This window comes from Streptomyces sp. CB03238 (assembly GCF_002099185.1).
GTDB lineage: Bacteria > Actinomycetota > Actinomycetes > Streptomycetales > Streptomycetaceae > Streptomyces.
This window is the reverse complement of sequence record NZ_NBCN01000006.1, coordinates 1-23,633: the sequence shown is the minus strand read 5'-3', so window position 1 is coordinate 23,633 and position 23,633 is coordinate 1. Positions and strand designations below refer to the sequence as shown.

The 23,633-nt window shown below is 68.0% G+C and carries 15 protein-coding genes and 1 pseudogene; 9 read left to right on the top strand and 7 right to left on the bottom strand.

The features are described 5' to 3' along the window. Positions 1 to 138: 138 nt before the first annotated feature. The 5 genes from BKD26_RS11395 to BKD26_RS11375 all read right to left on the bottom strand — a co-directional run bounded on the left by BKD26_RS11395 (position 139) and on the right by BKD26_RS11375 (position 4,208). Positions 139 to 897, bottom strand: coding sequence for a succinate dehydrogenase iron-sulfur subunit (locus tag BKD26_RS11395; RefSeq protein WP_084897745.1), 759 nt, complete (start codon positions 895 to 897; stop codon positions 139 to 141). Further along, positions 897 to 2,651: a succinate dehydrogenase flavoprotein subunit gene (gene sdhA / locus BKD26_RS11390; protein WP_084897744.1), complete on the bottom strand. Its 1,755-nt coding sequence runs from the start codon at positions 2,649 to 2,651 to the stop codon at positions 897 to 899. Before sdhA ends, BKD26_RS11395 begins: the two co-directional genes overlap by 1 nt. 22 nt (positions 2,652 to 2,673) lie before the next feature. Next, entirely contained in the window at positions 2,674 to 3,153 is a 480-nt protein-coding gene (locus BKD26_RS11385) for a succinate dehydrogenase hydrophobic membrane anchor subunit (RefSeq protein ID WP_073753756.1), read from the bottom strand. Positions 3,154 to 3,161: 8 nt separating this feature from the next. After that, on the bottom strand, positions 3,162 to 3,542 hold the full coding sequence (gene sdhC, locus BKD26_RS11380) for a succinate dehydrogenase, cytochrome b556 subunit (RefSeq protein WP_073753758.1): 381 nt from the start codon (positions 3,540 to 3,542) through the stop codon (positions 3,162 to 3,164). 135 nt (positions 3,543 to 3,677) lie between these two features. Next, the gene (locus BKD26_RS11375; RefSeq protein WP_241518621.1) at positions 3,678 to 4,208 is read right to left on the bottom strand and encodes a 2-oxo-4-hydroxy-4-carboxy-5-ureidoimidazoline decarboxylase; all 531 of its coding nucleotides are present in this window, start codon (positions 4,206 to 4,208) and stop codon (positions 3,678 to 3,680) included. Positions 4,209 to 4,596: 388 nt separating this feature from the next. Here BKD26_RS11375 and BKD26_RS11370 point away from each other — a divergent pair, with 388 nt between their 5' ends. The 3 genes from BKD26_RS11370 to BKD26_RS11360 all read left to right on the top strand — a co-directional run bounded on the left by BKD26_RS11370 (position 4,597) and on the right by BKD26_RS11360 (position 7,727). After that, on the top strand, positions 4,597 to 6,234 hold the full coding sequence (locus BKD26_RS11370) for a glycoside hydrolase family 20 protein (RefSeq protein WP_241518606.1): 1,638 nt from the start codon (positions 4,597 to 4,599) through the stop codon (positions 6,232 to 6,234). A 104-nt stretch (positions 6,235 to 6,338) separates the two neighbouring features. Then, positions 6,339 to 7,160, top strand: coding sequence for a DUF4328 domain-containing protein (locus BKD26_RS11365; protein ID WP_084897994.1), 822 nt, complete (start codon positions 6,339 to 6,341; stop codon positions 7,158 to 7,160). A 57-nt stretch (positions 7,161 to 7,217) separates the two neighbouring features. Beyond that, positions 7,218 to 7,727 (top strand): hypothetical protein, encoded by a 510-nt coding sequence (locus BKD26_RS11360; protein WP_084897741.1) that lies wholly within the window; start codon positions 7,218 to 7,220, stop codon positions 7,725 to 7,727. Between the two features lie 15 nt (positions 7,728 to 7,742). Here the strand turns inward: BKD26_RS11360 and BKD26_RS11355 are convergent, their stop codons facing one another. Continuing rightward, entirely contained in the window at positions 7,743 to 10,448 is a 2,706-nt protein-coding gene (locus tag BKD26_RS11355; protein ID WP_179166506.1) for an N-acetylmuramoyl-L-alanine amidase, read from the bottom strand. A gap of 91 nt (positions 10,449 to 10,539) precedes the next feature. Next, positions 10,540 to 10,992: a hypothetical protein gene (locus tag BKD26_RS11350; protein WP_241518605.1), complete on the bottom strand. Its 453-nt coding sequence runs from the start codon at positions 10,990 to 10,992 to the stop codon at positions 10,540 to 10,542. A gap of 237 nt (positions 10,993 to 11,229) precedes the next feature. Here BKD26_RS11350 and BKD26_RS11345 point away from each other — a divergent pair, with 237 nt between their 5' ends. The 6 genes and pseudogenes from BKD26_RS11345 to BKD26_RS11325 all read left to right on the top strand — a co-directional run bounded on the left by BKD26_RS11345 (position 11,230) and on the right by BKD26_RS11325 (position 23,290). Beyond that, the gene (locus BKD26_RS11345; RefSeq protein WP_084897739.1) at positions 11,230 to 20,349 is read left to right on the top strand and encodes a DNRLRE domain-containing protein; all 9,120 of its coding nucleotides are present in this window, start codon (positions 11,230 to 11,232) and stop codon (positions 20,347 to 20,349) included. A gap of 14 nt (positions 20,350 to 20,363) precedes the next feature. After that, positions 20,364 to 20,801 (top strand): DUF4265 domain-containing protein, encoded by a 438-nt coding sequence (locus tag BKD26_RS11340; protein WP_179166505.1) that lies wholly within the window; start codon positions 20,364 to 20,366, stop codon positions 20,799 to 20,801. Between the two features lie 369 nt (positions 20,802 to 21,170). Then, positions 21,171 to 21,602, top strand: coding sequence for a hypothetical protein (locus BKD26_RS39745; protein WP_143662638.1), 432 nt, complete (start codon positions 21,171 to 21,173; stop codon positions 21,600 to 21,602). Between the two features lie 260 nt (positions 21,603 to 21,862). Beyond that, the gene (locus tag BKD26_RS11335; RefSeq protein ID WP_084897737.1) at positions 21,863 to 22,048 is read left to right on the top strand and encodes a hypothetical protein; all 186 of its coding nucleotides are present in this window, start codon (positions 21,863 to 21,865) and stop codon (positions 22,046 to 22,048) included. Positions 22,049 to 22,204: 156 nt separating this feature from the next. Further along, a complete protein-coding gene (locus BKD26_RS39740; RefSeq protein WP_143662637.1) occupies positions 22,205 to 22,639 on the top strand; it encodes a hypothetical protein in 435 nt (144 codons plus the stop codon). Positions 22,640 to 22,950: 311 nt separating this feature from the next. Continuing rightward, positions 22,951 to 23,290, top strand: a pseudogene (locus BKD26_RS11325) (hypothetical protein). The last annotated feature ends 343 nt before the right edge of the window (positions 23,291 to 23,633 follow it).

Below are 23,633 nucleotides of genomic sequence, written 5' to 3'. Positions count from 1 at the left end.
TACATGCCCGAGGCATCCATCTGGTCTACGCGTAGTTCGGCCAAACCACCGGTATGGGCGACGTGCACGGCGAAGGGCCCGTTTCCACGAGGAAACGGGCCCTTCGGCGAGACGTCGGAAAGCGGACGTCGGGAAGCGTCAGTAGCGGCGCGTGATCAGCGCGCGCTTCACTTCCTGGATGGCCTTGGTGACCTCGATACCGCGCGGGCAGGCGTCCGTGCAGTTGAACGTGGTGCGGCAGCGCCACACGCCGTCCTTGTCGTTGAGGATCTCCAGCCGCTGCTCGCCGGCCTCGTCACGCGAGTCGAAGATGAAGCGGTGGGCGTTGACGATCGCGGCCGGACCGAAGTACTGGCCGTCGTTCCAGAACACCGGGCAGGACGACGTGCACGCGGCGCACAGGATGCACTTGGTGGTGTCGTCGAACCGCTCGCGGTCCTCGGCGGACTGCAGCCGCTCACGCGTCGGCTCGTTGCCCTTGGTGACGAGGAAGGGCATGACGTCGCGGTACGCCTGGAAGAACGGCTCCATGTCCACGACCAGGTCCTTGAGGACCGTCAGGCCCTTTATGGCCTCGACCGTGATGGGCTTCTCCGGGTTGATGTCCTTGATCAGCGTCTTGCAGGCGAGCCTGTTCTTGCCGTTGATCCGCATCGCGTCGGAGCCGCAGATGCCGTGCGCGCAGGAGCGCCGGAAGGTGAGCGAGCCGTCGACGTCCCACTTGATCTTGTGGAGACCGTCGAGCACGCGCTCCTTCGGGTCGATCTCGATCTGGAAGTCCTGCCACTGCGCCTCGTCCGAGACCTCCGGGTTGAACCGGCGGATCCGGAAGGTGACCGTGATGTACGGCGAGGCGGCGGAGTCCGCCTCGACCTTGTCCAGTACGGGGGTTGCCATCAGTACTTACGCTCCATCGGCTGGTAGCGGGTCTGGACGACGGGCTTGTAGTCGAGACGCACGGTCTCGGTGCCGTCGGCGCCGACCTCGCGGTACGCCATGGTGTGGCGCATGAAGTTGACGTCGTCGCGGTTCGGGTAGTCCTCGCGGTAGTGACCGCCGCGGGACTCCTTGCGGGCCAGCGCCGAGACGGCCATGACCTCGGCCAGGTCGAGCAGGTTGCCCAGCTCGATGGCCTCCAGCAGGTCCGTGTTGAACCGCTTGCCCTTGTCCTGGATGGCCACGTTCAGGTACCGCTCGCGCAGCTCGGCGATCTTCTCGACCGCCGTCTTGATCGTCTGCTCGGTGCGGAACACCATCACGTTGGCGTCCATCGTCTCCTGCAGCTCCTTGCGCAGCACGGAGACCCGCTCGGTGCCGGTGGAGTTGCGCAGCCGTTCGACCTGCTCGCGTACGAAGGAGGCGGGCTCCTCCGGCAGGTCGACGTAGTCGGCCTTGGCCGAGTACTCGGCGGCGGCGATGCCGGCGCGCTTGCCGAAGACGTTGATGTCCAGGAGCGAGTTGGTGCCCAGGCGGTTGGCGCCGTGCACCGACACGCACGCGACCTCACCGGCGGCGTACAGACCCGGCACGACGGTGGTGTTGTCGCTGAGGACCTCACCCTCGACGTTGGTCGGGATGCCGCCCATCGCGTAGTGCGCGGTGGGCTGGATCGGGATCGGGTCCGTGTAGGGCTCGATCCCGAGGTACGTACGCGCGAACTCGGTGATGTCCGGGAGCTTGGCGTCCAGCTGCTCCGGCGGCAGGTGCGTCAGGTCCAGGTAGACGTGGTCGCCCTCGGGGCCGCAGCCGCGGCCCTCGCGGATCTCCGTGTAGATGGAGCGCGAGACGACGTCACGCGAGGCGAGGTCCTTCATGACGGGCGCGTACTTCTCCATGAAGCGCTCGCCGTCCTTGTTGCGGAGGATGCCGCCCTCACCGCGGGCGCCCTCCGTCAGCAGGATGCCCATGCGCCAGATGCCCGTCGGGTGGAACTGGAAGAACTCCATGTCCTCCAGCGGCAGGCCGCGCCGGTAGCAGGCGGCCTGGCCGTCACCGGTCAGGGTGTGCGCGTTGGACGTCACCTTGAAGAACTTGCCGGTGCCGCCGGACGCGTAGATCACGGCCTTCGCCTGGAAGACGTGGATCTCACCGGTTGCCAGCTCGTAGGCGACCACGCCGGAGGACTTCCTGACGCCGTCGACCTCGGTGATCAGCTGGTCCAGGACGTAGAACTCGTTGAAGAACTCCACGCCCTCCTTGACGCAGTTCTGGTACAGCGTCTGGAGGATCATGTGGCCGGTGCGGTCCGCGGCGTAGCAGGACCGGCGGACCGGCGCCTCGCCGTGGTTGCGGGAGTGGCCGCCGAAGCGGCGCTGGTCGATGGTGCCGTCCGGGGTCCGGTTGAACGGCAGGCCCATCTTCTCCAGGTCGAGGACGGCGTCGATGGCCTCCTTCGCCAGGATCTCGGCGGCGTCCTGGTCGACCAGGTAGTCACCGCCCTTGACCGTGTCGAAGGTGTGCCACTCCCAGTTGTCCTCCTCCACGTTGGCGAGCGCGGCGGCCATGCCGCCCTGCGCGGCGCCCGTGTGGGAGCGGGTGGGGTAGAGCTTGGTCAGCACGGCGGTACGGCTGCGCTTCGTCGCCTCGATGGCGGCGCGCATGCCCGCGCCACCGGCGCCGACGATGACGGTGTCGTACTTGTGGATCTTCATGCGGATTTCCTCAGCCCCGTGCCTAGCGGATGTTCGGGTCGAAGGTGAAGATCACCAGCGTGCCCAGAAGGATGGTGAACACCGTGGCGGTGTACAGCAGGCCCTTGAGCCACAGGCGCGTGTTCGGGCGCTCGGCGTAGTCGTTGATGACGGTACGCAGGCCGTTGGCGCCGTGCAGCATCGCCAGCCACAGCATCAGCAGGTCCCAGACCTGCCAGAACGGGGACGCCCAGCGGCCGGCCACGAAGGCGAAGCCGATCTTGGAGACGCCGCCGTCGAGCACGAGCTGGATCAGCAGGTGGCCGATGACGAGGACGACCAGCACGATGCCGGACAGGCGCATGAAGAGCCACGCGGCCATCTCGAAGTTGCCACGGGTCGACTTCGGGGTCTTCCCCGTCCGCTTGCGGGGCGGCTCGATGAGGGGAGCCGGGTTGTCGACGTCGTAGAGGCTCTCGTCCTCGACGGGGCCGACGGCGGACTTGGTCAGATCAGTGGACATGTCTGGCGTCAGCTCCCGAACACTTCGCGTACGGCGTGGCCGAGGACGGGGTAGAGGGCGCCCACCATCAGGACGAACCAGATGCCCATCACGGCCCAGAACATCTGCTTCTGGTAGCGCGGGCCCTGGGACCAGAAGTCCACGGCGATCACGCGAAGGCCGTTGAGCGCGTGGAAGAGGATGGCCGCGACAAGGCCGTATTCCAGCAGCGCGACGAGCGGAGTCTTGTAGGTGGCGACGACCTCGTCGTAGGCCTCGGGGGAGACGCGGACGAGAGCGGTGTCCAGCACGTGTACGAACAGGAAGAAGAAGATGAGGACGCCGGTGACTCGATGAGCCACCCACGACCACATGCCTTCCCGGCCGCGGTACAGCGTTCCAGCCGGCACGGAAAAACCCTCCGGGAGCGGGGATCAGGGTCGGCCGGCTTCGATGTCGGTCTGACCCGGCCGGGTACGGTCCACCGGCCCCGGTCATCGTAGCGACGACTTGTCGGTTCCCTCGCCCGGGGTCCTCAGGTGTGATCAAACAGGCACGGACGGGCTACCCGAGGGGCCCGGTCGTCCGATCAGACGGGACAAACGGGCGCGAGCCAGGCGCCGCAGCTCGTCGGCGGCGATCGCCCGCTCCTCGTCCCGCTGGTTTCCCATGCGCGAGCGGATACCGGCCAGCGCCTGGTCCAGGTACTCCTCGGGCCGGTGACCGTCGAGGCAGATCACGAACGCGTGACGGAAGCGGTCCTCGTACGCCGTGTGCGCGGCGTCCCAGGCCAGGTGGGCGGCCGCGGGGGTGCCCGGCGGCAGGGCGAACGAGGTCTCGTCGGCCAGCGCCTCGTCGAGGTCGGCGCCGGACAGGTCGTAGCCGGCCTCGTCGGCGGCGGCGAGGAGGGCGTCGAGCGTGGGGTACGGGCGGTGGGCGGCGATCCGCCGCGCCCAGCGGCGGCTGCCGCAGCAGGCGAGCAGCGAGGCCTCGGCGGCGCCGGCCGGCGCGGCGTTGAACCGGACGAGCCCTTCGGCTCCTCCGGGGGCGTGGGAGGCGCGGGCCTGGGCAGGTATGGCGCGGGTACGGGCGACTTCCGGGCGTGGCGCGGCGAGGGGCGTGGCGGGGGGTGTCGCGGTTTCCCGCCGCCCGGTCGGGCGGTGGCCGGGTACGGGCCGGTCGGTTCCGGGGCGCGGGGTTCCGGGCGGCGCGGTCTCGGGCTGGGGCTGGGGGTGCCGGGGGCGGGCGGTCCCCGCGGTGGGCGGTCGCTTCGGGGCGCCTGCGGTGGAGTCGCCGGCCATCGTGGGCTCCTCGAAAAGGACAGCGGCAGATGTGGGAAAGGTGTGAGGGAAGGGGCACAACGTTACCCAGGGTGAGGGTGCGCTGTACGTGAGATGCGAGAAGTTCACTCGGAAGGGAGAGTTTCCGTACACCCATGGACCGCCCATGGACGGAGGTAAGCGCGTGAACCGGCATTCCACAGGGGGTCTCGTCGCGGCCGTGGTGCTCTCCCTCACGGTCGCGGGCTGCGGGAACGGCGGCGACGGCGACCTGGGCACCGCGGCGCCCGGCACCGCGACGACTCCGGCGGCCACCACCCCGAAGGCCACCACCCCCCGGGCCACGACACCCGAGGCGTCGCCGACTCCATCACCCACACGGACGTATCCGCTCTCCACCCCGCCCCGCACCATCCCCTCCGTACGCGAGCACGAACCCGCCCGCGGCCCCGGCTGGCGGCCCGGCGGCGGCAGCGCGGTCGTCGTCGCCAAGGGCAGCGGCGTCCTCGCGGACGAGGCCAGGCTGCTCGCCGGGGAGCTGAAGACGGCGTACCGCGGCGAGGCCGCCGCCCGCACGGGCGACATCGAGCTGGCGCTGAACACCGGGCAGGCCGGCGGGCCCGAGTCGTACACCCTGACCACCCGGGGCGGACGGGTACGGATATCCGCGCCGGACCAGGCCGGGGTCTTCTACGGCACCCGGACCGTCAAGCAGGCGCTCCGCTCCGGCGGCGCCGTGCCGGAGGGCGTCATCCGCGACCGGCCCGCCAAGCCGCAGCGCGGCCTGAACCTTGACATCGCCCGCAAGCACTTCAGCGCGGCCTGGATCGAGGACCGGCTGCGCGACATGGCCGACCTCAAGCTCAACCAGCTCGGCCTGCACTTCTCGGACGACCAGGCCTTCCGTATCGAGTCCAGCTCCCACCCCGAGGTGGTCTCCCGGCCGCACCTGACCAAGGCCGAGGTACGCCGCATCGTGGCGCTCGCGAACCGGCTGCACATCAGCGTCGTCCCCGAGATCGACTCGCCCGGACACCTCGGTGCCGTCCTGCGGGCGCACCCGCAGCTCCAGCTGCGCAACGTCCAGGGCACGCCCCGGCAGGGCGCCATCGACATCTCCAAGCCGGAGTCGGCGCGGATCGTCGACGACCTGCTGCGCGAGTACGCGGACCTGTTCCCCGGCCCCTGGTTCCACATCGGCGCCGACGAGTACCAGGCACTGACCGTGCGCGACCCGGCCGCCTCCTACCCGCAGCTCGCCCGGGCCGCGCGGCAGAAGTACGGCCAGGGCGCGGGCGTCGAGGACCTGGCGACCGGCTGGCTGAACGACCGCGCGGCCGTCGTCAGCGGCGAGAAGAAGAAGGCCAAGGCATGGAACGACGGCTTCTTCGCCGGGGGCGCGGTGAACCCCCACAAGGACATCGAGGTCGAGTACTGGACGGGCAAGGAGATCGGCGCGCGGGAGCCGGTCGAGTACCTGCGCGAGGGCCGCCAGGTGGTGAACCTCAACGACGAGTACCTCTACTACGTGCTCGGCGAGCCGAACCAGTTCACGTATCCCACCGGCCGCCGCATCTACCAGGAGTGGACGCCGCTGGTGCTGCGCGGCTCGTCGGCGGTGCCGGAGCGGTACGCGGACCAGATCCTCGGCGGCCGGTTCGCCGTCTGGTGCGACCTGGCGAACTCCCAGACGGCCGATCAGGTGGCGAACGGCATCCGGATGCCGCTGCGGGCGGTCGCCCAGAAACTGTGGGACCCGGCCAGGCCGCAGCTGACCTGGGAGGACTTCCGGGCACTCGCGGACCGGCTGACCGGCGGCTGAAGGTGACCGGCGGCTGGGATACGGTGCGCGGGCGGCCGCGACCGGTCGCGTACATGACGTGACTACGGGGGATCCGCTCGGCCATGCTGTGCACCGACTGCGGGATGAACACTGCCTCGACCGGAGAGGGTCTCTGCGACGCCTGCGCGGTGACGGCGCCCGCCGCCGGGCCGCGGCCGGCGCCGCCGGCGTCCGTCGCGCCCCCGCCCCCAGCGCCCGCAGGCGCCGCCGGGCCCTTCCTCCGCTCACCAGTGGGCCTCGGTCGCGCCGTCGTCGCCCTGCTGTGCGTCGTGATCGTCGTGGACCTGTTCGCGGTCTTCGCCGACGTCCATATGCACCGGTTCGCCCGCGACGTGGCTGCGGGCCACTGGGAGGGGCCGGTGTCCGGAGCCGAGCGGGCGGACCTGCTCATGGCATGGGCGGGCAGGCTCCAGGTGCTGTCGCTGGTCGCGACCGCCGTCGTCTTCATCGTCTGGCTCCACCGCGTGCGCGTGAACGCCGCCGTCTTCGCCCCCGACGTGCTGACCAGTGGGGCGGGATGGGCCATCGGCGGCTGGTTCGTCCCCGTCATGAACCTGTGGATGCCGCGCCGCATCGCCCGCGAGAGCTGGCTGGCGAGCACGCATGACCCCTACGGGCCCCCGGCGAAGGACCAACGCGCCACCGTCCTCCACGTGTGGTGGACGCTGTGGCTCCTGACGGCTCTCCTCGGGCGGGGAGCGGGGATGGCGTACGACAAGGCCGACACGTTCCACGAAATCGTGGGTGCCACACAACTGCTGGTGGTCGCCGACGCCGTGAGCGTCGCGGCCGCCCTGTGCGCCATCCTCGTCGTCCGCCGGCTGACGGCGATGCAGCACGCCAAGGCCATGCGCGGACCGGTCCCGGCCGTCGCAGAACCAATGGGTTCCGGCCACACGCAGTGACGAATTCCGGCCAAGCGGCGCAGTAAGGGGAGTACGCGTCCGCGACGGGAGACGTCCATGAGTCAGAGCGCGCAGGAACTGATCGCCGAGGCCGGCGAACGGGGGCTGGCCGCCTCCGCGCTGGCCTGCCTCGACCGCTGCCTTCCCCTGCTCGACCCCGCGCCCGACGACCTCCTCCGCCCGTTGTGGCAGAGCGTGGCCGAGGGCGGGGCGGGCTGGGCCGAGCGGCTGGGGGAGGTACGGGCGACGCTGGAGGAGACCGACGACGCCGACTCCGCCGTACTCGTACGGAAAATGCTCGGCGCCGCCCCGTCCGAGTGGGACGGGGCGGCGCTGCGCGCATGGGCGGAGGCGTGCTCGCTCACCGCGCTGGAGCTGCACGAACAGCTCGGCGGCGGGCCGCTGGTGGAGGCCGAGGAACGGCGCCAGGTGCGGATCCTGGAGTTCCTCGCCGGCACACCGTCCGACGGCCCGCCCGCCGCCGGGCTCCGGCCGGTACTGGAGGTGTCGGCCGAGGCCCGGCGGGTGCTGCGGGCCGTGGTCTCGCGCCGCGAACGCGGCGCGTGACCGTACGTCGACGGCTCAGGGCGCGAGCAGGCGGCCGATGTTCAGGCCCGTTCCGGCCCCCAGGCTGTTGACGCCGTAGTAGATGCCGGACGACGGGACCACGCCGGACGTGCTGCTGTTGTCCAGCTGGAGGATCACGCCGTTGTTGGCCGACTCGCCATCCGCGCCGAGCGCCAGGTCCGCCCGGCCGTAACCGGACAGGTCGGTCAGCACGACCGCCGCGCCGAGCCGCTCGTTCGGGGCCGAGTCACCGGGCACCCCGGTGGTGTCCTGGGAGTACGCGACCGAGCCGGTGGCCGTCATTCCGGTGGACGAGCCGCGCAGCAGGATGACCTGCCCGGCGTTGGCCTGGTTCACCCCGCCCCGCGTCAGGTCCTCGCCCGGCAGGCCGGTCAGGACGTCCCCGTACCCGTCGAGGTTGACGTCACCGATCGCGACGGACGCGCCCATCGTGTCGCCGGACTCGTCGGTGTCGGGTACACCGGTGGAGTTCTGCTGGAACGTGGCCCGGCCGGTGGCCGTCAGGCCGGTGGCGGAGCCCAGCACCTGGGCGACCGCGCCGCCGGTGGCGGTGTGGCCCGACTCGGTGGCGTTGGGCTGGCCGATCGCGAGGTCGTCGTACCCGTCGCCGTTGATGTCGCCCGCGGCGAGCGAGCGGCCGCCGCGCGGGTAGAGGACGCCGATCCGCTCCAGGCCGTTCGCCGAGCCCTTCAGGGCGACGATCCGGCCGACGCCGGAGGAGTCGCGGTAGGTGATCGCGGCGTCCGCGTACCCGTCCTTGTTGAAGTCGCCGCTCGCGGCGGACGCGAAGGACACCACCGAGGTGTTGGCCTTGTCGCTCAGGTATCCGGCCTTCGTCGGGTAGGCGGCGTTCTTCGACTCGAACACCCACCATCGGCCCGGGATGCCGGGCGCGACCGACAGCACGTCGGCCTTGCCGTCGGCGTTGAAGTCGCCCATGGTGACGGCGGTGCCCAGCTTGTCGCCGTTGACGCGGTAGGCGGGCGAGGTCATGTACGAGGTGCCGGTGTCGAGCTTCGGCCCATTGAGGACGGTGACCGAACCGGTGTCCGTGTGGCCCGACTCGTCGTCCTCGCCGGGCGCGCCGACCGCCAGGTCCGCGTACCCGTCACCGTTGAAGTCGCCGTACGCGGTCGCCGTGCCGAAGGCGTCGGACGCCTCGTTGTCGCCCGGGACGCCGGTGCTGTTCTGGTCGATGGTGAGGCGCGAGGTGAGGCTCGGCCCGTCGGTGGTGCCGCGCACCACCTTCACCTGGCCCGCGCCGGACGCGTACTTGGGCAGCGGGGCGACCAGGTCGGTGATGCCGTCACGGTCTATGTCGTCGGCGGGGACCGCCGAGTTGCGGCCCGGGCCGGCGGCGAAGGCGCGGATGTCGGACAGCTCGGAGTACAGGTTGCGGCCGGGGCAAGCGGTCGCGAAGGCGTCCCGGTGACCGGAGACGACGTTGAGCGTGGCGCTCTCGCCCTCGTCCCACACGCCGGTGTTGCCCTGGGCGGTCAGCGTGACCTTGCCCTGCGGGTTGCCGCCGTACTGGCCGAGCTTCCAGGCGGCGACGCGGGCGGCCGACTCCAGCGCGGCCCGGGTCGGCATCCCGGCCGGCTTGCCGGCGGCGGCGTCGCCCTCGAAGTCGCCGAGGAAGGCGATACCGGTGGAGTAGCTGTTGAAGCCGTACGTGTGCGCGCCCTTGACCGGCAGGTCGACGCCGCCGCCACGGCCCTCGAAGACCCGGCCGCACTTGTCGACGAGAAAGTTGTAGCCCAGGTCGTTCCAGCCCTCGGTCTTCACGTGGTAAGTCATGATCGCGCGGACCATGGCGGGGGACTGGGCGCAGCTGTAGTTGTTGGTGTCGACGGTGTGGTGGATGAACACCGCCTGGATCTTGTCCAGGTACTCCGGCGGGTCGTCGACGATCGACTCGTCGGCGCCCCACTCGGCGCGCGAGATGATCGGCGGCCGGTTGACGGTGGACGGCGGCGGGACGGGAACGGTCGCGGTGGGCGTCGGTGTCGGCGTCGCGGTGGGTGTCGTCTCCGTGGGCGCCGGCGTGGTCTCCGTTGCGGTGGCGGTGGCCGAGGCGGTCGGCTCGGTCGTCGCCGGAGCGGTCGTCGTCGCCGTCGCCGTGTCCGCCGGAACCGGCTCGGTGGTCTCCTCGACCGCGTACGCCGCGTTCTCGGCCGCGAGGGTGGGCTCCGCCTCACGGCCCTTCGGCAGGGCCGCCCCGTTCGCCGACTCGGCGGCGGTGACGCCCGGGTCGACCAGGTGCAGCTTCAGGTCGTTGGGCAGCGCCTTGCCGGACGTCACCTTGACCTGGACGGCGGTGGAGGGGCCGACCCAGGTGGGCTCGGACGCCCCGCGCTCGGGGACCTCCGCGCCGTCGGGGAGGTGGGAGTCCAGGTCCAGCGGCTTCCAGTCGGTCCACTTGCCGGTCACGGCGTCCCGGGTACGTACCCTGGCGTCGCCCGTCACCCGGGTCTTCGCGTCGCCCCAGCCGATCCCGATGAGCGAGAACTCCTCGGTCTCGGTGCTCGGCAGCGTCCGCTCGCCGGCCTTGCCCTCGCCGAGCCCCAGCGTCCGCAGCTTCGCCGGCCGCTCGGCCGGGCCCTTGGCCGGCCCGTCGCCGGGACCGGCGACGGCGACGGTGACCATCCCCGCGCCGCCGGCCACCACGGCAGCGAGAGTCAGCCAGGTTCTGCGTTTCATGCTCAGAGGTTTGTACGCGTGCGCTTTGCGTCGCGGGCTCAAATGCCCCACTCCTCAGAAAAGTCGTGCCGAGAATTCGCTTTTTTATTGTTTACGGCTTTTTCGCGGTCAGTTGGGGGCCGGTGCACGTGGCGCGCCCGTATGTACCCGAAGCGGTGGCGCGTTGTACGTGCTTGCCTCGGACGGCGAGCGTGCAACCGGCCTCGCCGCCCTTCCCGTTGAGGATGATGCCGATGCTCGGTGAGGAACCGACCGGCACCTGGACCGTTTTCTTCCAGGGAAGGGTGACGGCCTTCTCGATCGCCGCCGTGCCGTTTGTGGTGCCCCCCGCGTACGAGATTTCGACGGTGCCGGTCCCGGTGACCTCGTAGGTCACCTCGGCGGTCGGCACGGCCCGTGGCGCGGGCCGGTCCTCGGTGTTCAGGACCCCGTAGCCGACGAGACCGCCGCAGGCGAGCAGGACGGCACCGGCGATCGCCAGACCGCGCCGGTCGGGACCGCGCCGGTCCGGGCCGGGCTTTTCGGATTCCGTGCTGGATGCCATGGGAGTGCGGCTTTCCGTGAAATGAGTTCGGTGCGGAACCGGGCGGTTATACACCAGCCGCCCGGCCCGGCGCGAGCGACCGGAAAAATCGGGCGTATGGGCGCCCATTTCGGTCCCGAAGTGTCCCGATTGTCCGAACGGTTGACTTACCTTCAGGTACCTGATTAGAAATCACGCCGCAGTATGCAAAGCCGGTCCGGAAACCTCCGGCCGACTCGTTCCGTGTGCCCATTTCGCATGCGCCGAAATGGGCGCATTGCGAAAGGCATCGATGTGAAGATTCCGTACAGGAGATACGTCTCCTGTTTGGTGGCGGCGGCGGTGGCGGGCACGCTACTGCCGCAGCTCGCCTACGCGGCTCCGCCGGGAGCGCCGGGCGATGGTGACGACAAGGGCGTCGTCGACACCATCGCGGGCTGGTTCTCGGACGACGAGGAGCAGTCCGCGGCGGCACCGCCCGAGGGCGGGAAGCTGGAGATACCCAGCCGCGAAAAGCTGCCCAGGGGCCAGGCGCTGCCCGAGCCGAAGCGGGTCAAGGAGCTGACCGAGCGGCGTACGTCGCAGGCGCGGTTCTGGCAGCTGTCGGACGGGCGGGTGCAGGCGGAGCTGTCGGCGGTGCCGACGTCGTACCGTTCGGGCTCGTCGTGGAAGACGATCGACCCGGCGGTCAAGCCCACCGCCCAGGGTTTCGCCAACACCACCAACAGCGCCCGCAGTTCATTCGTTACGAGCCCCGACAAGCTGCTGCGGTACGAGGCTCCCGACGGCCGTTCGGTCACGCTGGGCCTCCATGGCGCGAAGGCGGCGCTGAAGCCGGAGGCGAAGGGCGCCACCGTCACCTACAAGGGCGCGGTGCCGGGGGCCGACCTGGAGTACGTCGTCGGTGCCGGCCAGGTCAAGGAGAACATCGTCCTGGCCGAGCGCCCGGCCGGACCGGTGAAGTTCACCTTCACCCTCGACACCGAGGGCCTGACGCCCGAGGTACGCAAGGACGGCTCCATCGCGCTGTTCGGTGAGGCACCGCAGACGCCGGTGATGGTGATCCCCGCGCCGTACATGACGGACGCGAAGAAGGACACGCTGTCGCCGACCGGTGGCACGTACAGCACCCAGGTCACCCAGAAGCTCACCCGCGCCAAGAACGGCAAGGGCTGGACGCTGACGGTCACTCCGGACGCCTCCTGGCTGGCGGCGAAGGAGCGGCAGTATCCGGTCGTCATCGATCCGACGATCACGGTCACGCCGAATGCGTCGCAGTCGCAGGACGCGATGGTGCTGTCCGACCAGCCCGGGGTGAACTTCAACACCACCTGGAAGCTGTCGGCAGGCAAGACGGACACCGGGACCGCCCGCTCGCTGATCAAGTTCCCGATCGATGAGATCCCGGCGGGTGTCGACATCGACACCGCCCGCCTGGAAATGTACTTCGACCAGGCGCACACCACCAACGGCAACGACGTCACCATCGGCGCCTACCGGGCGACCGGCTCGTGGGCGGAGTCGACGGCGACCTGGTCCAACACCAGCACCCTGGTGGGTGAGCTGTCGGGGACCAGCGTCCAGCAGGACGACGGCGACGCGGGCACGGCGGCGGTCGGCGAGTGGCCCAAGGGCTCCACGAGCGCGGCCATCAGCGGCGACTACGCGTACAACAAGAACACCGCGACCGGTGAGACGTACACCTGGCAGCCGAAGGTGCCGGAGACCGCGAGCTACCGCGTCGACGTGCATTATCCGGCCGCCTCCGACGCGGCCACGGCCGCGCCGTACACCGTCACCCACCGGGACGGCACCAACAGCTACACGGTCAACCAGACCGGGACCGGTGCCACGTGGAAGACGCTGGATTCCACCCAGCGTTGGTTCTCCAAGGGCACCGCGGGCAAGGTCGTCCTGGGTGACACGGGTTCTGCCACCACCCGTACCCTCGCCGACGCGGTCCGGCTGGTGAACCCGGCCACGATCGTGAAGAACAAGGGCGAGTACAACCAGTGGCACAAGTTCCCGGTCGCCGACACCGTCCAGAAGTGGGTCTCGGGTACCGCCACGAACCACGGCTTCGTGCTGAAGGCCACCGACGAGTCGTCGACCGCCCTGACCGGCGGTCCGCGCTACGAGGCGGCCGACGGCAACGACTACGGCGGTGAGACCTCCACCTACCCGCGCCTGACCGTCACCTACGGCAAGGTCGGCGCCGCGCTGAACTCGCCTACCGTGGTGCACTCCACCGGTCCGGAGCTGTCGTGGGCCAAGTACAGCAACACCACCGGTGACAGCGGTCTGGACATCGTCGAGTACCAGCTGCACCGCTCCACGCAGCAGGTCTTCACCCCGTCCGCCGCCACGCTGATCGCCCCCATCCCGGCGAGCGCGACGACGTACACCGACACCACCGCCGTCCCCACCCCCGACTCCAGCACCGCCGAGATCGGCAAGTCGTACTACTACCAGCTGGCGGTCAAGACCAAGGGCGGCGAGCTGCTCGGCTCCCCGACCCGGGTCGTCGGTATCCCCAAGGCCGGCCGGACGATGAAGATCATCCAGGCGGGCCAGACCGACACCACCCTCTCCTCCGCCCAGCCCACCACCAACCAGGACAAGATCAAGTCCTGGGACATCGGGCAGACCTGGCTGAGCGTGGGCAACAACTCCTCCACGTACGGCAAGACCCGTGCCGTGCTGAAGTTCCCCACCAGCGACATCCCCACCACCGCCACGGTGCTGGAGAACACGTTCTACATGTGGGGCGCGGAGACCACCAGCGAGACGAACGGCGCCGTCTACGAGCTCCACTCGCTGACCCGCGATTTCGACGAGACGACGGCGACCTGGAACAACGCCAACGCCACCACCGCCTGGACGACGCCGGGCGGCGACATGTCGGCGACCGTCGCCGACACCGTCCCGCAGATCACCGACGAAGTCGGCCGCCACTGGTGGGACGCCACCGGACTGATGAAGTCCTGGGTCAAGACCCCCGCCAGCAACAAGGGCGTGGCCGTCAGGCTGAAGGACGAGTCCACCACCGGCCCCCAGGAGCGCACCTTGTTCCTGTCGGCCGAGGCCGCCGACCCGCAGCTGCGCCCGTACATGCGGGTCATCTACGTCGACGCGACCACCGAGGACACGTACTACGCGCCGACGACCCCGGCCCGGATGACCCCGAACTCCACCTACACGGTGGACTTCACGGTCACCAACACCACCGCCACCGCGTGGGCGGCCGGTGAGCGGGAACTGTCCTACACCTGGAAGCTCCCGGACGGAACGGACGTCACCACGGGCGGCAACCAGCTCAAGACGGCGATCCCGGCGCTGCTGCCGGGCAAGTCCGCCACGATCCAGGCCCAGGTCAACACGGCCATCAACTCGGACTCGGGCAACAAGCGCCGCGAGTACGTGCTGGGCTGGGACGTCCGCAAGGTCGCCGACGGCACCTGGCTGTCCGCCGGCACCGGCGGCATCCCGCCGCTGAAGCAGAACGTGGCGATCGAGGACCCGACCTCCAACCAGCTGGGCCTGGAGAAGTTCTACTCGTACTCGGGCAAGAACACCGGCGCGGGCTCGTCGCTGATGAACAACGTGGCGGCCGGCAACAGCGTCTGGCAGTACAACGCCATCAACAACCCGGGCCGTGGCCTGAACACCTTCGCGCGCCTGGCGTACAACACCCTGGACACCTCCGACACCGTCCTCGGTCACGGCTGGTCCGCGCAGGTCTCCGGCCCGACCCGGCTCGGCGCGCCGCTGGACTTCCACCCGAACACGAACCCGACCGAGATCAGGCTCCCGGACGGCGACGGCACCACGCACACCTTCCGCAAGCAGGCGGACGGCAGCTGGCTGGCTCCGGCGGGCGTCCACTTCAAGGTCACGCCCAAGGCGAACCTGGACTGCAAGCCGACCAAGGACCCGGTCCCCGACGCCTGGACGCTCACGCGCCCGGACGGGACGCGGTTCCTCTTCGGCTGCGACGGCTACATGACGTCGGCGGTCGACAATGACGGCAACACGCAGACGTTCACGTACGAGGAGCGCAGGTCCAAGAACAAGCCGACCAAGTTCCTGGCGTACATCACGGACCCGGCCGGCCGTCAGACGCTCACCCTCGACTACTACAAGAAGGGTGACGCGAGCTACCAGTACATCAACGACACGGGTGCCAAGGTCTCCGGCACCAGCCTGAACGACCCCGACATCTACGACCACGTGAAGTCCATGACGGACATCTCGGGCCGGAAGATCTCGTTCTACTACACCGACACGGGTCTGCTCGGGCAGGTCGTCGACGGTGAGGCGTCCTCGCAGCCCAAGGTCTTCGCGTTCACCTACGACGCGACGCAGGGCATGAAGAACGTCAAGCTGGTCAAGGCCACCGACCCGCGCGGCAACGCGACCTCCCTGGCGTACTACTACCCCAAGGAGGGCGACGACCCGAAGTACCACTGGTGGACCCAGACCATCACCGACCGCCTGGGCGGTGCCACGAACTTCGCCTACAAGCCGAACACGGCGAACCCGAAGTTCATCGACACCAAGGTCACCGACGCCGAGCTGCGCGCCACGGACCACGTCCTGGACGACTTCGGCCGTCCCGTGCAGATGACGAACGCCAAGGCGCAGACCAGCAAGATGAGCTGGGACGCCGACAACAACGTCGTCTACATGGAGGAGGCCAACGGCGCCAAGACCGCGTACTGCTACGACGCGAAGACGGGCTACCCGCTGCGCCAGTGGGACGCCGAGGTCACCAAGTCCTGGACCCAGTTCAACCCCACGGACTACTGCAACCCGGCCTCGTACCCGGACAAGGCGACGAAGTTCGAGTACACGACGCGGCTCGACGGCTACTCCGCCGACCTGTGGCGCAAGACGAGCCCCCTCGGCAACACCTGGGAGTTCGGCTACGACCAGTTCGGCAACCAGACGTCCGTGACGGACCCGGAGGGCGTCGCCACGACGACCGCCGGTGACTACACGGCGGCGACGGAGTACGACGGGTACGGCCAGCCCACCAAGCAGACCGACGCCAACGGCCACGCGACGCTCTACGCGGACTTCGGCCCGGCCGGCTACCCGAAGAAGATCACTGACGCGCTGAACAACGTCACGACCTTCGTCTACGACGAGCGCGGCAACACCACCGAGGTCGTCAACGCCAAGGGTGCCAAGGTCACCCAGACGTACGACTACTTCGGCCGCCCGCTGGAGCAGAAGCAGCCGAAGGACCAGGCGGCGGGTGTCTTCATCACCACCCCGGCGCCGGTGTACGACGCCAACAACAACATGGTGAAGGTCTTCTCGCCGAACGGCGCGGAGTCCTCGTCCGTGTACGACGCGGCCGACCAGGTCACCGCCACGCTCGCCCCGAAGGACCTCGACACCGACGACGAGCGGCGCACGACCACCACGTACGACAAGGTCGGCAACGTCAAGACGGTCACCGAGCCCAAGGGCAACCTGACGGCGACGGTCGGCGACTACACCACCACGTACACGTACGACGAGATCTACCAGCCGGTCTCGGTGGTCAACGCCAAGGGCGACAAGGTCTCCAGCCAGTACGACAACGTCGGCAACCTGGTCACCGTCGTCGACCCCAAGAAGAACGCCACCGCCGACACGGCCGACTACACGACGAAGTACGTCTACGACCTGAACCACCGGGTCACCAAGACGATCGACGCCGCCGGCACGTTCACCACCGTCAACTACGACCTCGACGGGCGCGTCGACAAGTCGACGGACGCCGAGGGCAACACGACCGAGATGGTCTTCGACCGGCGTGGCCTGACCAAGGAGGTGAAGGTCCCGTACTCCAAGGACGGCTCGGGGAACATCACCTACCGGACGACCAGGCTGGAGTACGACGAGGTCGGCAACAAGACCAAGGAGATCAGCCCGCGCGGCGTCGAAACGACGGACGACGCGACCGACTACACGTCCGAGACGATCTACGACGAGCTGAACCGGGTCAAGGAGCAGCTCCGCCCCTTCGACAAGGACGACACCCGCTACAACACCCCGGACAAGACGCTCTTCTTCTACGACGCGGTCGGCCAGCTGCAGCGGGTCTCCGCGCCGCCGTCCCAGGGGCAGACGGTCCGCAACGACACCCACTACACCTACTACGACAACGGCTGGACGAAGTCCGCGCAGGACCCGTTCGACATCACCACGACGTACGACTACAACAACCTGGGCCAGCAGACGAAGAACACGCTGACCTCGGCCGGTGGCTCGTCGCAGCGGACGATGACGTGGGACTTCTACCCGTCCGGCAACCAGAAGGCCCGCTCCGACGACGGTATCCCCGTCGGCAGCCAGGTCGTGGTCGTCGACTCCTCCGACGTCCACAACACGGCCTCGCAGGGCACGTGGTCCACGTCCACGGCCACCGGCCAGTGGGGCTACGACACCCGTACCGCCCCCAAGGGCCTGGGCCTGTCGTCCTTCACGTGGCAGCTGACCATCCCGCAGGACGGTTCGTACGAGGTCTTCGTCCGGCACGGTGACGTGACCGGCGCGGCGACCAACGCCCCGTACCAGATCACGCACGCGTCCGGTTCGGTCACCAAGCCGGTCAACCAGACGCAGCGCAAGGGCGAGTGGGTCTCGCTGGGCTCGTACTCCTTCACGGAGTCCGGCACCCAGAAGATCACGCTCACGGACGCGGCCGACGGCACGGTCGTCGCCGACGGCGTGAAGCTCGTCCGCTCGAACGCGGGTGACGTCGACAACGAGAAGAAGGACTTCACCTACCGCTACGACGTCAACGGTCTGCTGTCGGAGGTCAAGGACCTCTCGCCGGGCGCCAAGGCCGACGCGTACACGATGACCTACGACGAGCTGAACCAGCTGTCCAAGGTCGAGGAGAAGCTCGGCAGCACGGTGAAGAACACCACCGCGCTGACCTACGACGCCAACGGCAACCCGGTGACGACCACGCACGACGTGACGTGGTCGAAGTCCGAGTACGACGTCCGCGACATGATCAACAAGATCACGAACGCGGACTCGCCGACGGCCGGCAACCAGCAGATCACCACCTTCACCTACACCGACCGCGGCCAGCCGCTGAAGCAGGTCAAGCCCAACGGCAACACCGTCGACTACGGCTACTGGCTCAACGGCGCGGTCAAGTCGCAGGTGGAGAAGAAGAGCGGTGGCACGGTCGTCGCCTCGCACGACCTGGAGTACGACCCGAACGGGAACCGCTCCAAGGACACGGCGAAGGTGATGAACGCCGACAACCCGGCGGACTACCTGGACACCGTCTCGACGTTCGCCTACGACCCGCAGGACCGCATCGCCAAGGTCACCAAGACCGGCGACGCGGCGGGCACCGAGGAGTACGTCTACGACGGCAACTCCAACATCGTCGAGCAGACGATGGGCACCGCGAAGACGCTGTCGACGTACGACCGCAACCGCCTGCTGAAGACGACGACCGGCGGCGTCTCCGCCACGTACAACTACGACCCGCTGGGCCGCCTGGACACGGTCTCGTCGAACGGGTCGGTGCAGGAGAAGTACGCGTACGACGGCTTCGACCGCATCGCCAAGCACACGGCCGGTACGGGTACGTCGGCGAAGTCGACGACGTACGTCTACGACGCCTTCGACCGCACCGCGTCCCAGACCACGTCCGGGACGAGCGGCAAGACGACGCTCTTCACCTACCTGGGCATGGAGTCCAAGGTGCTGCGGGAGGAGGTCGCCGGCAAGGCGACCAAGTCCTACCAGTACTCGCCCTGGGGCCAGAAGCTCACCCAGATCAAGCACAACACCGACGCGACGAAGGAGTACTCGCAGTACCTCTACCACCCCAAGGGTGACGTGGAGGCCGTCACCAAGGACGACGGCAACACCCGCGCCACCTACGGCTACACGGCCTACGGCTCCGACGACGAGAAGCAGTTCACCGGCGCCGACAAGCCCGACGCCGCGAACCCCGACAAGGAGCAGTACAACAACTACCGCTACAACGCCCACCGCTACGACGACGGTTCCGGCACCTATGACATGGGCTTCCGGAACTACGACCCGGGCCTCAACCGGTTCCTGACCCGCGACATGTACGGCGGCGCCCTGGACGACATGTCCCTGGCCACCGACCCGTACACGGGCAACCGCTACGCCTTCGCGGGCGGCAACCCGATCTCGTTCGTCGAGATCGACGGCCACTTCTTCGACGACATCTCCTTCTCGGACATCGGCCACGCGGCCCTCGACGTGGCGGGCATGGTCCCGGTCATCGGCGAGGTCGCGGACGTCGCCAACGGCGTCTGGTACGCGGCCGAGGGCAACTACGAGGACGCGGCGCTGTCCATGGCCGCGGCCATTCCCGGCGTGGGCGCGGCGGCGACCGCGGCGAAGTGGGCGAAGAAGGGCGCGAAGGCCGCGGACGCGGTCAAGGGCAGCAACAAGGCCGCCAAGGCCAAGCCGAAGGCCAAGGCCGGTGACAAGCCCAAGTCCAAGTCCAAGCCCAAGGACGGGGGCAAGGGGAAGCATCGCGCTTCGTCCCAAAAGGGCAAGAAGGCGGAGGCGGATGGGGGTTCCTGCCCGATACCGCAACAGGAACCCGTGCCGAACAGCTTCGTTCCCGGCACCAAGATCGTCATGGCCGACGGATCCGCGAAGAACATCGAGGATCTGAAGATCGGCGAAATGGTTCTGGCCTCCGACCCGGAAACCGGTGAGCTCCAGGCGCGCCCCGTCGTCGACACCATCATCGGTGACGGCGTCAAGCACCTGGTCACGCTCACCGTCGACACCGACGGCAAGAACGGAAAGGCCAAGCCCGCCAAGATCACGGCGACTGACGGACATCCCTTCTGGCTGCCCGACTTCGGGCGGTGGGCGGAAGCGGGTGAGCTGGAGCCAGGAATGTGGCTCCAGACCTCCGCGGGGACCTGGGTCCAGATCACCACGGTTTCGGACACCTACCGAACCCAGCGCGTCCACAACCTCACCGTCGCGGGTCAGCACACCTACCACGTCCAAGCCGGCGAAGCCGACCTTCTCGTCCACAACGCGTCGAAGAAGAAGCGCCCCAGCAAGTGCGAGTTCACCCAGAAGGTGCGCCAGGAGATCGTCGACGGCAATCTCGTCGAGAACGACGGCTACCTGATGTGTGACTACTGCGGAGACCCGGTGGACATTGCGAACCCGTCGCGCACCGGTGTGAAACCTCCGCACTTCCAGATGGAACTGGATCACTGGCAGCCTGTGGCCATGGGTGGCACCCGTGAGGCCAGCAATGGGCGTGTAGCATGCCGGGACTGTAACCAGCTCAAGAGCGATATGGGGCCCCTACAGTTCCTCTTGCTCCTCAACGGAGGGATCCCAGGGTGAAGGAAACGGCTACCGTGAAGATCGCGTTCAGACTGGACCCTGAAATCGCGGAGCAGACCGGCGTGCACGTTGAGAGCGTCTGGGGTGCCGACACCTCCGCCCCGGACACCTACCGCCTGTGCAGCATCCCGTTTCTCGTGACCGGCGTCAGCCTGGGTGACGAGGTGCGAGCCGAGCGGAGCGACGACCGGCTGTGGTTTTCCCGCAAGGTGAAAGATGCGGGGAACTCCACGGTGGCGATCTGGACGGAAGACGCCGAACTGGTGGAAACGGTCCGCGATGAGCTCCGCAGGATTGGCTGCGAAAGTGAGTTGTGGCGCCAGCGCATGGTGTCCGCCAACGTGCCCGCGCATGTTTCCATCGGCGACGTCTGGGAGGTACTGAACAAGTATTCCGAGGATCGCTTGACATATTGGGAGCGATCCATCTCTGCGGTACACGAAGAGGAATAGCGACCCCGTCGTGAACAATTGACGATCGCTGCCTGACCCTGGAGTGAGGCGAGCACATCTGGACGTGCTCGCCGCATTCCATGAATGGCCCGCTGGAATCCCCGGCGGGCCATTCGCATCGCGTTCTGTGCTCAGTACGTCCTCCTGCGAAACCGTGGGCCCCGAGGTATCCGGGGCCCTCCCGGCAGAGGGTGTGGGTACTGTGGGCCGCGAGCTGTGCCCGGAGGCGCTTCTGGCGATGACTCCGACCCGCGACACGACTGGGCCGCCCGGGATGAACCCTGGCTAGTATCGTGAACCTCTTTCGTGGCGCCGTTGGGCCAGGGGGTCTGCTGGACTGGCGGCCAGAACTGGTGGTGGCGAAAAGATATGATCCCTGAGATCGGCGACGAAGTCGTCGTCTCCTGTGAGCCGGCAAGTGCTCGGGTGGTCGCGGTGCATTCGCGCCGGATTATTGTGGAATGGCCGTGGGGGGTGATCGACCGCTCCTCGAATTTTCGCTGGGATGGCACATTCTCCTTCCCGGGTGAAAACTCTCACGGGGAATGGGTTCCATATCGAGTGGAACCGGAGCTGTCCGAGCTCCGTGTGGGAGATGTTTGTACGGTATCCATTCCGCCGGCGAGGCTCTACGTCGGTCATTACGAGGCGTATGACCCTCCGCGTAATCTCGGCTGGTTCCCCGCGCCCACCGCAGGGATCTACGTGGTCCCACCAGAGAACTCGGATGTGGAGGACGCGGGGTGCATGCTCTATCTGGGTGGTGCTCAACCCATTCGAGTGGAACCAGTTGAGGACTGACGCCAGAGGGCGGGTCTCACGAGGCCGGTGGGGCTCAGTCCTGCGTCGAATTGATCCCGGGGTGAACCGTGAGTAGTGTCGTGAAATTCTTCGTGGCACCGCGGGCCGGTGCGGTCGGGGTGCTGGACGCCGGTCCGGACGATTCATTTCCCTTGGTTTGTCTGGGGAATTTCGACGCAGAGGCAGCGCTTCTGGAATAGGAAGCTCATCTCAGTGGTCGTTCGTTCGAAGATCTTGTCCGGGAAGAAGCCCCGGAGGTCATGGCCGAGAGTGACGGCGGTCCTGCTGTGATCAGGGTCTCCGACGTCCTCGTGACCTCACTCGCACCGGCTTGCGTCTCGCAAATCGACGAGCTGGGCCAATGGTGGGCGGAGGAGAAGGCGGATGAAGGCCTGGACCTTGACCCGGAGGCCGCTTCCACCATCCTCTATTGTTGGGTGAGCTGATCGGGAGTCCCTCCTCCTCGCTGGATGCGCCGATTCTGGCCTTGCCGGAAGTTTCACCGGAGGGGCCGCCGGGCTACTGGCCGGCGGGTCCGGTGTGCGTTCTCATACCCAGGACGGAAAGGCAGGCCGTTGAAGGGGAAGCAAACGCGTGGAGCGGTGGAGATCGCACGTGAGATGTTTGCGGGCGCAGTGTCAGTCGACTCTCCGAACGGGCGGTTCTTCGACGTCGTACGAAGGTTTTCTGAGGTTCAATTCGACGTTCCTGACGACCCTGACGCAGATGGGTATCTCTTTCAGTATGGAAAGGCGGGATGGCTACCGGATCCCACCTTTTCTTTGAGCCTGGTCCGGCAGCTTGAGGTAGCGGATTCCTCCGGGGAGCATGTGGGCTACCTTCAAGTGATGTTCGAGCTCAGGTATTCTTTGGACGAGGAGCTTGAAAATCTGGGAGGCCACGCGGAATGGTGGTTCCCTGGCGGTGCTTACTCGCTCGACGCGTGGCTGAGCATCTTGGCGGAGCTGCCGATTGTCGACCTGCTTTCCAGGAAGGCCCCACGGGAGTTCCTCGTATGGCAGGACGAGACCTGCTGAACCCTTTCTGGACGGATGGCACCCGTGGCGGGCGGATCGCTGTATTCGCCAGGCCCCGCCTTTCCGATTGAAGAGTGCGTCAACGACGTGATTCGATGGAGCGAGGATCGGACGTGTGTCGACATGGCCTCCTACTTGAGCGTCGTCGGATAGCTACCACGCAGCGCAGCACTTCGCACACCCTGCGTCGTGAAGAACTGTCCTGGCGCATGCATGGAGTGACGCACAGTCAGCTCCTACGGTCACCGTGTCCCTATCAGCGACCCAGCCAGGGGTGCACGGTGACCAAGCCCAGGAGCGACGCGGACCGCATGCGACGCAGGGAACTGTACGACGCGGCATCGGGCTTGGTCGGCCACCGCTTATTGCCGTGGACGACTCCAGACGGGCGCCCGTGCTACCTGAGCACCGACGGCAGGGGCTACCTGTCCACACTCGCCGACAGCATCGAAGCCGTCCAACTCAGCATGGGAGAAGAACTGCTGGAGCACGCCCGCGAAGTCCTGGCCCCCGGCGCGGGCGCTGTCGGCCAATGAGTACCGCTGGCTGGCCTGTCGAATGGCCGAGGCCCTGACCGACGTGCTCCGGGTGGCGGAGTCACGCGGACAGCGCATCCCGGACCCACAGGAAGAGGTGACTGAACATGCCTGACGCCACCAGCATCGACAGCCCGCCTCGCAGGCGCTACCGCTTCCCGAGTACCACATGACCACCGTCGTACTGAGTCACTCCCCGTCTTCGCGGCCCCATCTGCGTCCCCGATGAAGACCGCGACTGCGGCGCCACCTCCGGTGAAGTGCACACCAAGGACACCTGCCCCGCTGGATCGTCGAGCTTTCCATGCGCAACCACGGATACCAGCGGAACGCAATGGCCACGCTGGCCAGCGACGAGCAGGTAGAGCGGTGCGACTGTGGCGTTTGGTCTTTGATACGCGGTCTAGAGATCTTTAACGGCGGGGGTTACGCGGTGTGAGGTCGAGTCCGGTCTTTGG